Origin of the sequence: Butyrivibrio sp. ob235 (genome assembly GCF_900109475.1) — a bacterium.
Classification (GTDB): Bacteria; Bacillota; Clostridia; order Lachnospirales; family Lachnospiraceae; genus Butyrivibrio.
The window spans coordinates 1-12,105 of sequence record NZ_FOBE01000016.1 but is presented as its reverse complement, the minus strand read 5'-3'; the positions used below and the strand labels follow the sequence as shown (position 1 = coordinate 12,105).

12 protein-coding genes are annotated in these 12,105 nt (G+C 32.5%); all 12 read right to left on the bottom strand.

Annotation, left to right across the window (positions count from 1 at the left end; translation table 11 throughout):
- Positions 1–29: 29 nt before the first annotated feature.
- Positions 30–962 (bottom strand): glycosyltransferase family 2 protein, encoded by a 933-nt coding sequence (locus BMW61_RS12020; protein ID WP_091822218.1) that lies wholly within the window; start codon positions 960–962, stop codon positions 30–32.
- 42 nt (positions 963–1,004) lie between these two features.
- Positions 1,005–2,111, bottom strand: a complete 1,107-nt coding sequence (locus tag BMW61_RS12015) for a polysaccharide pyruvyl transferase family protein (RefSeq protein WP_139176295.1) — start codon at positions 2,109–2,111, stop codon at positions 1,005–1,007.
- 33 nt (positions 2,112–2,144) lie between these two features.
- Positions 2,145–3,293: a hypothetical protein gene (locus BMW61_RS12010; protein WP_091822213.1), complete on the bottom strand. Its 1,149-nt coding sequence runs from the start codon at positions 3,291–3,293 to the stop codon at positions 2,145–2,147.
- A complete protein-coding gene (locus BMW61_RS12005) occupies positions 3,290–4,246 on the bottom strand; it encodes a glycosyltransferase family 2 protein (protein ID WP_091822210.1) in 957 nt (318 codons plus the stop codon). Before BMW61_RS12005 ends, BMW61_RS12010 begins: the two co-directional genes overlap by 4 nt.
- Positions 4,247–4,264: 18 nt before the next feature.
- Entirely contained in the window at positions 4,265–5,263 is a 999-nt protein-coding gene (locus BMW61_RS12000) for a glycosyltransferase (RefSeq protein WP_091822207.1), read from the bottom strand.
- A gap of 14 nt (positions 5,264–5,277) precedes the next feature.
- Positions 5,278–6,441 carry a glycosyltransferase gene (locus BMW61_RS11995; protein WP_091822203.1) on the bottom strand — a complete coding sequence of 388 codons (1,164 nt, stop codon included), beginning with the start codon at positions 6,439–6,441 and terminating at the stop codon, positions 5,278–5,280.
- Positions 6,438–7,682: a Coenzyme F420 hydrogenase/dehydrogenase, beta subunit C-terminal domain gene (locus BMW61_RS11990; RefSeq protein ID WP_091822200.1), complete on the bottom strand. Its 1,245-nt coding sequence runs from the start codon at positions 7,680–7,682 to the stop codon at positions 6,438–6,440. The genes BMW61_RS11995 and BMW61_RS11990 overlap by 4 nt, the downstream gene beginning before the upstream one ends.
- A gap of 7 nt (positions 7,683–7,689) precedes the next feature.
- A complete protein-coding gene (locus tag BMW61_RS11985) occupies positions 7,690–8,754 on the bottom strand; it encodes a polysaccharide pyruvyl transferase family protein (RefSeq protein ID WP_091822197.1) in 1,065 nt (354 codons plus the stop codon).
- The gene (locus BMW61_RS11980) at positions 8,751–9,866 is read right to left on the bottom strand and encodes a glycosyltransferase family 1 protein (RefSeq protein ID WP_091822194.1); all 1,116 of its coding nucleotides are present in this window, start codon (positions 9,864–9,866) and stop codon (positions 8,751–8,753) included. The genes BMW61_RS11985 and BMW61_RS11980 overlap by 4 nt, the downstream gene beginning before the upstream one ends.
- 440 nt (positions 9,867–10,306) lie before the next feature.
- Positions 10,307–11,107, bottom strand: a complete 801-nt coding sequence (locus BMW61_RS11975) for an acyltransferase family protein (protein WP_091822192.1) — start codon at positions 11,105–11,107, stop codon at positions 10,307–10,309.
- Entirely contained in the window at positions 11,085–11,690 is a 606-nt protein-coding gene (gene rfbC / locus BMW61_RS11970; RefSeq protein ID WP_091822189.1) for a dTDP-4-dehydrorhamnose 3,5-epimerase, read from the bottom strand. The genes BMW61_RS11975 and rfbC overlap by 23 nt, the downstream gene beginning before the upstream one ends.
- A 37-nt stretch (positions 11,691–11,727) precedes the next feature.
- Positions 11,728–12,105 (bottom strand): sugar phosphate nucleotidyltransferase (locus BMW61_RS11965; protein WP_242876722.1); only part of this gene is annotated, 378 nt, incomplete at its 5' end.

Genomic DNA, 12,105 nt, shown 5'->3' with positions numbered 1-12,105 from the left:
TTTCCCTTCTAAATGTATTGATTACTCTATCAACCAAAAAGCCATAAAAAAAGAATATTCAGAGAATCTTTGGCTGAATAGTGTTTTAACCCATTATATTTTTTTACTTCGCAAAAATAATCTTTCTTTATTCCCTTATCTAACCCTTTTAGTTTGAACGCTGACCAGCAATAATCATAATAAGTTATCATATATACTCTTTCCGAATCATTATGAAATTGATCACATCCTGCGACTTCAAACTCACATATCTTTTTTGCTATGCCTACCTTGTTAAACTTCTTTTCAAGAGTAATACTTCTAACTGCACTAGACTCCCTTTTTCTGTAGTAATAATATTTTGATTTACACCAACAAACTTGTGAAATATTATTTAAGTACTGTAGAACAAAATATAAATCCTCCCAAATTAGTACATTCTTCAAAAAACGAATATTTTCTTGCTCGATAATTGATCTTTTGAATATTTTATTCCATAAATATCCACCAACGTCCCTGTCCTTTATTAAATTATCAATAATAAAACTAGATTCGCATAAGCAAGAAGAGATATCAGTAGCTCTTGAAAGATTGCTAACATCAGTCGAATCATAACCGACTATTCCCATTTCATCCTCGGATTTATTCATCAAAGTTACTAATTCTTCTATGTATACCTCGCTTAATATATCATCCGAATCAATAAATACAATATAGTCTCCACTTGCATTATCTAATCCAGTATTTCTAGCTATGCTTACTCCCCCATTATTCAAATGTATAGTTTTGGCATACGAATGTTTAGCGCAAAAAGAATCACATATACTTCCGGAGCTGTCTGTTGATCCATCATCAATAATTAGTAATTCTATTTTTTTATAAGTCTGCTTATTAACAGATTCCAGACAATTCGGCAAGTATTCCTCAACATTATAAACTGGCATTATTATAGAAACATTTTTAGTAAACTGTGAACTTTCCAACTTTTTCTATCCTTCCAAAAAAATGCATAATAATATAACAATTTATATCTTTAGCATTTCATCCACAATTAAATTGGATTTTATCCTTTCTTCGTTCAGTTTTTTATTGCATAAAGTGAAGTCAATTTCACAATCAAGCATATGTAAATCATTTACATTTTGAGCAATTTGGGATGTAAGTCCTACAAGTTCCAGCAAACTCACATTTCTAGAACTCGTACCTGTTCTAGGCATTAGCGTAGTAAATGGAGTATTAAGATTAATTGAGAATGCAGTTCCATGAAAAGAATCTGTTACAATATACGTTGCATTATCAATATATTCAATAAAATCTTTCAAATCCGGTGCCAGAACAAATTTACCCCCCCAATTTTTCTGATGCTTCATTGCTGATACTCTTATCAGTGGCAAGTCTAACTTCTCGGCAACCTTTTCAGCATAAATGCAAAGGTCTTTATTTCTATGAATTTGATAAACCAGCACATACTTCCCTTTACTTGATTTTTTTTCAGAACCTACCATGTCTCTCCATTCATCACCTGATAAAAAAAGAGTCGGATCCAATATTTGCTTCGCTTCAATACCAGTTGATTTCAAGAAATCAACTGCTTGCTTTTCTCTTACAGAAATATAATCATACCGCAAAAAGAGCTTAACCATAACTTCTTTGACATCTTTTTCGATTGCCATTTTCCCAAACGAAGAAGCAAATGCAATCTTCTTAACGTCATCTGATACAAACTTCAAAAAATAATTCCAATCATATTCATTTCCAAGTAGCGGTCCCCATACCTGATCACTACCACTAACATAAACATCTGCATCAGGTACATTATCCAGCGTATGATATAATGCTGTAGTCTTTAACCACTTTTTTCTCATATCGTCAAAACGCTTACTTGCAATCAAATACTCTTTATATCTGGCAATATAATATGCAAATAACAAAGGTGGGCACCTCTTTACATATTTTTTTGTTTTTCCAGCCGTTAATAATGAATTGCTTTTATATTCGTCTTTTCTTATGTAATCTAATATTTCACACTCATACCCTTTGTTTTCAAAAACCCTTTCGGTAGCAATCGATTGCAGCAGTGATCCATAATTTGAAATTGCATGTCTTGTTATAATAATAGCTTTCTTTTTCATACCATCTACCTTATACACGTGTCTTAATCCTCATCAAATATCATATACATGATTCTTTTTATCAAAAAATAATGAGTCTCTTATAAATAGCCATTGAAAAACAGGAACAATACTTAACGCTGAACCTTCAGATAACCCATAGATAAAAACCATAGAAAATAAAATCAGTTCCTTAAAATGCTTTGTTTTATAAAGTATCCATGAAGTTCGTATCGAACATAATGAAATAATAATCGCAGAGAAAATGCCATACTTAATAAGAATCGTACCGTAGAAATTGTCAAGATATAAAGTCAGGTATCCAATTCCATCTATTATGAGCTGCTCATGTATAATATCACTTCCAAAAGGTTGAATTCCATAAACCAAATATGCTGCAACAACCATCGATAGTCTTCCATTAAGAATTTTATTCACTGTAGCAGGAAATACATCACTAGGATCTAGCGCCATTAAAACAATCACTATTGCCGCAAAAGCCGCACATAATACATATATATTTGCACAGATAAAATATATTATATTTTGAATAACAATAGGTTTCTTTATATCAAAAACAATAAACAAAATCAGTACAAGTGCAGTAGTTCTAGAATTCGGAAAAACATATATAAATGCAGCAATAGCTGACAGAATAGCATACATTATTCTTTTATCTATTGTTTCATAATATAAATATATAAACATAAAAGCTGTAAACAAAACACAGTAAGAATATACATTAGCATGGCTAAAAAAGAACATATGTCTATATATAATTTCACCACCAATTTCACGTGTAACTGTCAAGGATACTCGTCCGACCATAAAATTTAAAAAATACCATATAGTATCTACTATTAATATGGTAGCTGACATTTTGAACATAAGTCCAACAATTTCTTTTATTGATATGTCCTTTGAAGCATACAATAACAAAAAAGCTACTAAAACAGTCCAATTCCCAGCAACTACATTACTTATTCCGAGTACTCCTATAACAAATACTGCAAAAAAATGACCTAATTCATATTCTCCTGACATAATTATAGCCATCCCAAAAGATGCTAATATAGTATACCAAATCATAGCATTTACAATACCCGGAACCGGCACTTTCATAAAAGGCATATAGGTTCTTACAACAAGTAGTGCAACACCTAACATTACCAATTCTTTTTTACCAAGAAGTAGCTTATTCATCTTTTAACCTTTATTCTTTCCAACAGAACAGCAGACAACTTTAATAAAGAAATGTTAATTATCATATTTCTTGTTAAATATCTATATATATCGATACTAGTATTTTTCTTTATAACGCTAATTACTTCTCTATACTTATCGTTATACTGTTTTATTGCCCATGGATTCTTATAGAATAAAAGCAAAACCCAATAATACGCTTTTACCATATTCACACGAGCAAATACATTCAATTCTCTTTGTTCTGTATCTATTCTTCTTCTTATCTCATCTGCTACAAGCAAAGAATCAAACCATCTTTCATCAAATTTTCTTGTAGTAGCAGATCCCTCTCTTTTCATGTAATAATATTTCGTAACATCATTCAAAATAAAAGTATTTGAAATCATTAGGGCATCAAAAATATATAACTTATCCTCATTAATCCGTATGCCTTCACGGAATTGGATTTGCTTTGCAATATCCCTTGAAAAGATTTTTGACCATACACCTATGTTTACTTTTTTCCCTTTAAGAAAAAATTCTAATGCCTCTCTATGATTAAATTTTACAAATCTATTTGTTCCAAACTCTTCTCTTATAAGCTTTCCGTCAGATATTACGCCTGCCCCACACGAAACAACATCCGCTTTATTATTATTTGCTGTCGAAAATAATAACTCTATCATATCTTCTGCCAACAGATCATCAGCATCTATAAAAACTATATACTCACCTTTTGCCTCACCAACACCGATATTTCGTGCACAACTAACGCCCATATTTGTTTGAGTTATAACTTTTACTCTAGAATCAATTGCTTCATATTCTAATGCTATGCTTAAAGATTCATCTGTTGAGCCATCATTAACAATTATTAATTCCAAGTCACTATATGATTGTGCTAAAACAGAATCTATAGTTTCTCGCATATACATTTGTGCATTAAACACCGGCATTATAATACTAACCATTTTTTCCCCTTATTGCATTTAATATGTCTTTTTTCTGGCAGCTATAATATTGGCAACATTTTTTGAAAAAGCCTCATATGAAAAATTATCTTCATATTGCTTTCGTGCAGCCTTTGACATACTCTCATATTTCTTTTCATCTGAATAGAAGTCTTCAATTTTATTTAGAAGATCCTGTTTATTCTTACTTATAATGTATCCATTAACACCATCTGTAATATACTCATCTATTGCCTTAGAATACGTAGCAATAACAGGCTTTCCGAACATAAACGCCTGTATAATTACAGTCTGACCAGAAGAAATATTTTCATCAACCAACGGAATTATAATGGCTTGGGAATTTTCAATAAATGAATATAATTGTTCTCCGTAATTTACATTTCGAACTATTTTACAATTATCTGTATCGCTCAACTCACATGTTCTGTCTATTATGTAGCATTTATAGTTAGTTCCATTTAAAGCCTCTGTTAAAAATTTATAATCACGATTACTATTTCCAGCAGCTAGCAGGTATCCTTTATCAGATGAATATTTACTTATGTCTTGTTTAAAATCATGAACCCCAAGCATAGTATGCGCAAATTTTTCTATTGGCACTTCAAATATATTACTATATAGCTCACATTCATTAGCTGAATAACAAATAATAGTATTAACATGCTTTGACTGTAATGCTCTTTTAAAAAAATTATACTTAATTTTGCCTCTAAAGCCTTTAGATTCTTTATAAATCAATGTCATTATTGTAATTCTGTTTACTTTTTTCACCCGTAAAAGTTCAAGCAAATTAGCATACATCAAACCATGTGACTGCTGCCAAAAAACAATTTCATCCATTATATTTCGCTTAAAGAACAACGACAAGACCAACCTAATCTTAAGAATAATACTCTTCCTATCCTCATCTGTCATTCCTACAACTTTCCAGGTACCACCTACGATATTTCTCAATTCACTTGTCAGTGTATTATTATCAGCAGCATCCCAATCAAAAACATTTACATTAACCATTTTATATCTACCATTTAAGCATCTATTAATTTAATATATTGTCCTATTATTTCTTGATTACCATATTCATGCTGCGCCAGAAATTGTGTATATTCATTGCGCAAGCCTTCATCTTTGATAAATGTATATAATCCATCAGCAATACCTTGCGGTGTCATAGGAACTATCAATCCTTCTTTATCATTCAGCTGATCTCCCACAGTTGGATATGCGGTAGTTATGATCGCAGCAGCTAATATTTTTGCCTCATCTAAGACAACTGATTTTCCCTCGTATCTGGATGGCTGAACAAAAACTGTAGATTTTGCGATATATGGATACGGATTGCTTCTAGCACCTATCAATAATACGCAATCCTCTACATGGAATTTTTTTATCATCTTTTTTAGTTCTTCTTCCAACGGTCCTGATCCAATAATAAACCATTTAAAAACAATTCCTTTACTCTTTAGTATTGATGCTGCTTCTATCGCCATATCAAAACCTTTTTGTTCATGCAAACGACCAATAGACAAAATATTGCAATCATTATTTTCAAATTCTAGCGGGTCAAATTCGCATGCTCTATGCTTTAGGACTTTTGAAGATGTAATATTTTCCAACATATAAATTTTTTCGGAAAACTCAGGAAACTCTTTTTTTAAAATATCTACACAAGATTCAGATATAGAAACTATAGCATCCATATTTTTTAGATGATCATAATCATACTTTTTAGGGTGGCCTGCAGAATTATAATCATTATGTATCCAAACTATTTTCTTTTTTGCCCTAACCTTTTCGTCTACATAATATAAGACCTCACCTGAAATATACGCTAAAGCAATATCGTACTCTTTATCGATTTTTCTAATCACAGGGCCATAAAAATATTTCCATCTATGGCCTCGCTTTTCTCTCGAGTTTTGTGTACAAATATCAGAAATAGCATTTCCTATAACTCTCCAAGGAAGCAAAAGACCTGATTTCGACAGGGTCCCATACATTCTTTGAACATCTCTGGGAGTTTTTAAAACAGTATACTCTTCCGGTACTTGATTCAAAAACAAACCTTTTCGTTTAAATAACAGAATATCTATTTCATATTTGTTCTTAGGTAATTCGTTCAAAAAGTTAATTAAACTTTTTTCAGCGCCCCCATTATACAATGTAGGCATTACAATAAGCACTTTTTTCATAATCCCAAATTTTTTCCTTTCTTAGAAAGAATACTTTTTATACTTGTCTTTAATGATTTTGGCATTATACCACTAATGAAGTACTTAACCTTATCCCGTTTCCACTTAGCCCAATATAGTTTTTCTAATGCCTGGTATCCACCTTCTTTATATGTATTCAGCACAATACGTCTCATATCAGATTTAATACATGGTCCGTTCATTTGTTTATTATGTCTAGCCACCTTTTCATAAGAGGAGTCAACTAAATAAAACATATTTTCGCAATCACTAATTAGTTCCTTACCTCTTTCGGTATTACATAAAACGCACGATACACCAAGCCTATTGCTCATTTCTAGGCCTTTTACTTCAGGATGTTCAACATGAAATCCCCAATAATCGCCCACTGTTATATCTGCACAACGGTGAGATTGTGCAAATGGACAACAATAACAACTATCTCTTAAAGTCAATCCTTTGGAAAAAAGCCTGATATATGCTTTTAACTCTCCAACTGAAGTTTTAATAATTTTTTTTTCATCTTTGGTATATACAGTTTTGGTAGTATACCCTTGTCCTTTGGTTTTATCTCTAAAATAGAATTCAGAAATATCACCACCTAATTTTTGCTCCTCATACGAAATAAAATCGTTGAACAATTTGTTATTTGGAACACCATGACATATTATCTCTACCGTGTATAAATTGTCATATTCATTCAAAATATATTTTTTCAATCCAGCTATCTGACAGGGCGTACCAGAAAACAGTACCTTTTGGCCACTTGTTAACTTTTGTTTTACAGTTCTATAAATATTCCCTATACTGCTTTGTACATATTTTGATCCCTGCAACTTATAAAGTTCATCTATATTATTTATTTCTACATGATGAATAAGCATACCTCGATTTTTTTTATCCATTGCAGAACCATATACACATCCTCCATCACTTAACACTTTTCTTGCAATAGCTTCAAAAGCACCACCCGAAGCAGATATCTTAAGCGCAGTTTTATCTCTTGATGTCGCTGCATATACCTTTTGAGGAACATACAATTGTGGTAAATTTTGAAATCCACATGATTTTTTACAGAGGCCACACCCAACACATTTTGAATAATCTATATTGGGATATACAAAACCATATTCATCTGTTTCCATAGAAATAGCATGCTTAGGGCATACATTCATACACGCCCCACATCCACAACATTTTTCTTTACTTTCAAACAGTACTATCTTTTCTTTCTCAGTCATTTTTCTTTTATTTCTCTACAGCTGTCTTGAGATATTCTCTGCTCTGTTTTCTTTTCAAATCAATCAGCTGAAACACCTTATCATAATCAATTTCTTCTTTTTGTAACTCAAGGTCAAAAATGTAATCCATACCTATTTTTCTATTGGGAATCTCCAGCTCAGAAAGCAATGCCCCAACTTTTTTTATTCTACTTTCATTTGTAAGGTAAACTTTAAACTGACGTCTATTTAGTATCGAAAATACAGCCCCATGGAATGTTCCTGTAAAAACATACTCAGCATTTCTGAACATTTCTACCCATTCAAACGGTGTGAGATTTACTGATATTTCTGTATACCTCTTGTCACATTCTCCCGCACCATAAACCGCAAGATTGTGTGCTTTGGCATATTCAAAAATTTGATCGTGAATCTCCACCGGAAGCTTCTCGCAATAATAAAACATAATATATGGTTTTTTCTTAACAGGAAGATTGGTCTCTGGAAATGTGCCAAGAAAAGTAGGATCCAAAACTCGGGTTGGTTCTTTTCCTGTAATCTTCTTAGCTAATTCAAAAGTCAGATCATCTCTTGCAGACAGAGCCTTGAATCTCTTTATGCCATTAACTACATAATCAGGAAGCATATCATCCGGTGATGTCTTTCCAACACTTGGCGCATATGCTATAAGATTTTTACAATTTAATCCCTCCCCAAACTTCAGCTTAGCATTACCTTTTGAATCCTTAAAATTCCAAACTTCATCACTGCCAACAATAATGCAGTCATAATTAAGGGCATTGATCTGCTTTGCATTATAAACAGTTTTTGATAAAACCATATGTGTATTTCTGGCTTTAGCAAATGTTCCTGGAAGTTTTATTTTTTGCATCCAACAAGCAAAATTTTCATAATTTTTATAAAATCTAAACCAACCTCCGGTATTAATAATAAAATGCTTAATATTTACATAATCAATTATTTCCACCTGGTCATCGGGAAATAATTTGCTTACAGCCTGATGAAGCGCATAAGCTTGTAAAAAGGCCCCATAATTATTTATATATTGATGTGTCAATATTCCTATTTTCATTCCTTAACCCCAGCAAGTTTTAAATATCTAGCCTGTAATTTACCTGCTTCCGTCTCTATATCGTAATTATTCTCTCTGATAAGATTAGATTTATCCACTCTTTGTTTTTTCTCAAATCCCTTTTCTATAGCCTGTACCCATTTATCCTTAGATGCCTCTAAACTAATAAACTCTGCGTCTTCTGAAAATCCGATTTCTCTGGTAATTGTATCTGAAAAAACACATGGTAGATCCGCAGCCTGCGCTTCTACTCCTACTACAGGAAGACCTTCCCATATAGATGGCAGAATAAAAGCATCAAAAGCCTGATACCATTCATTCGCATTTCCCACATTTCCAATAAAAAGAATCTTATCAGATATATTTAAGTTCTTTGCTTTCTCTTTCATGGCTGTCATAAGCTCTCCATCACCAAGAAGAACTAATATCGCCTTTTCATCCTTTTTAACAAGCTTAGCAAATATATCCAAGAGAAAAGCGTGGTTCTTTTGAGTCATAAATCTACCAACATGTCCCAAAACATGCTTATCTTGAAGGCCATACTTTTCACGAATTCCATTACGAATATCCTCATTAAAAATAAATCTTTTCACTTCAATCGCATTTGGTATAAATTCATATTTTCCGGAATCTACAATCTCATCTCCAAAATAGAATCTTGCGGCAGCTGTTCCACATGTATAGCAATGTGTAATATTTGAAGGTAAAAACTTTTTGCAAATAATCTTTAATGGCATCTTCCAGTCTTTAGTAATTGAAGCCCCATGAGCATGAAATATTCTATTGGGAATCCCGCATAATTTAGCACCATGCAGAGCATATACTCCAAATGCCCCATTATGTGCCTCAACTATTTGATATTCTGGGTGTTCTTCTATAAGATTTTTCATGAATCTGTTATATTTGAACATTTTGGCTGGATTTAATCCCGGAGAATGATATATATTCCCTCCAAGTCTCTTGACCTCTTCATCATAAGCACCCGGCTTTTTTTTATTGCAAATAAAATCGAACTGAACTTTATCTCTATCTATATGCCTATAATAGTTCATGAGCATTGTCTCTATTCCAGCTCTATCAAGATTACTAACTGAATGCAAAACCCTTATCATACACATAATTCTCCTATTTTAAGTCTAAAAACATTCAATATAGTATTTTACAGTGATAAAGCACAGATAACAATTGACAGTTAGAAAGAATAATTTCTTATAAATCCGTATATTATGTGCAACTTTACATAATTGTTAATACAGTAACAATTGTGAAAATGAGTGCACATTATAAAAGAGTGAAGCAAACTATCTATCTTGCATTCACTCTTAACTCCATTACTATGCCTTACACTTTAATACATACTTTATTTTTGCCTATAGCTCTTTCAAAGAAGATATTGAATATATATGAAATAATAATAGTTACCATCAAAGTTATTATTGGTTTCCCCCAAACAAATACAGCTTGGTAAGGATTAGATTTTATCATTTCATATATGTCTTGAATTATTTCGCCTACTAATACATGAAAAATATATATCCACAGTGATAGTTTATTACCTATAACCCTGAATATCCCATCGTTCTTGATTTTCCATCCTTTTATCGAAAAAATAAACATTGCTACTGAAAACGGGATATATCCTACGCAAGAAATTTTTAGGCGTGAATGTAAAACAGCAGGTGCTATCACCAATATAATTCCACAAGCAACAATTATTGCTAAAAATTCTATTCTTTATGTACTGTATTTTCTTCTCTGAAACTGAATTTATATAATAGCCTAAAACAAACCATGATAAAGACCTTGTAATAAAATTTATCTTCAAATACCAACTAGCCCCTATTGTTTCACAGATTGTTGTAATAATAACCTGTATAATGAATAGTAGCGGCATAATTCTAACCATAATTTGTTCTTTTTTATATTTAACAACAAAATACCAAAAAAGATATGTTTCAATCTGGGCAATTAGATACCATAGAGGTATCGCAAAATCTACAGAACAAAAAACAATAAGTTTTACAATTGTTTCAAAGTTAAAAATACTATTTATCCACTCCCATATCCTATTGATGTAACATGCCATTCCGAAATAATACAGGAAGAAAAGTGCAAACGAAAACATTGCTATTTTACATATTTTAACCAGTCTCCTTCGTATGACATTTTCATTTTTATTATAAGCATAATATCCTGCTATCATGTAAAAGACAGGAACTGCATATGCACACACATACGAAACTATACTGCCAATCATTCCAGGGAAAGGTATATGTATAAAAACCACCCCCAGACAAGCCACTCCCTTTAATTTATCTATTGATTCATTTCTAGCATAATCTGTTTTGTCCATTATCTATATCTTCCTTTGCACAACCATCTCTATTTCTCTTATAATCTGCCAGTGTTCCCCATTTAGTATCTTTATCACTCATGATAAGTTCTACTCCATCCTGATAAGGCCACTTGACTCCAATCTCCTCATCATTCCAAAGAAGTCCGCCTTCATCATCCGGATGGTAGAAATCTGTGCATTTATAAGCAAATTCGGCATAATCTGACAAAACCAGGAAACCATGAGCGAATCCTTTGGGAATAAAGAACTGTTTCTTATTCTCAGCTGAAAGCACTACACCAAACCACTTGCCAAACGTTTTTGAACTTTCTCTTAAATCTACGGCAACATCGAAAACTTCTCCATTAATTACCCTAACGAGTTTATCCTGAGGATATTTTTTCTGAAAATGAAGTCCTCTGAGCACACCTCTTTTGGAAGCGGATTGATTATCCTGAACAAATTCCATATCTATACCTATTTTCTCAAAGTCACGCTTTGAATAGTTTTCCATAAAATATCCCCTACTATCTCCAAATACTTGCGGGGTAATTACTTTAAGCCCTTCTATCTCACATGTCTCAACATTTAACTGTCCCATCTTTTTTCATCCTCCGTATTATAACTCTTTGCAATTCTTAAAGGCCATTTGCTACCTCAACAAGATATTTACCGTAATCAGTCTTCATCAAAGGCTCAGCAAGTTTAAGAAGCTGCTCCTTATTGATGAATCCTCTCTTATATGCAATCTCTTCTATGCAGGATACATAGAGTCCCTGTCTCTTCTGGAATGCACATACGAAATCAGCGGCATCAAGAAGAGAGTCATGATTACCCGTATCAAGCCATGCAAAGCCTCGGCCCATAGTCTCAACACGAAGAGTACCTCTGCGAAGATACTCATTGTTAACACTTGTAATTTCAATCTCTCCTCTGGCTGAAGGCTTAACATTTTTTGCTATTTCAATTACGTCATTATCATAGAAATAGAGTCCCGGAACCGCATAATTGCTCTT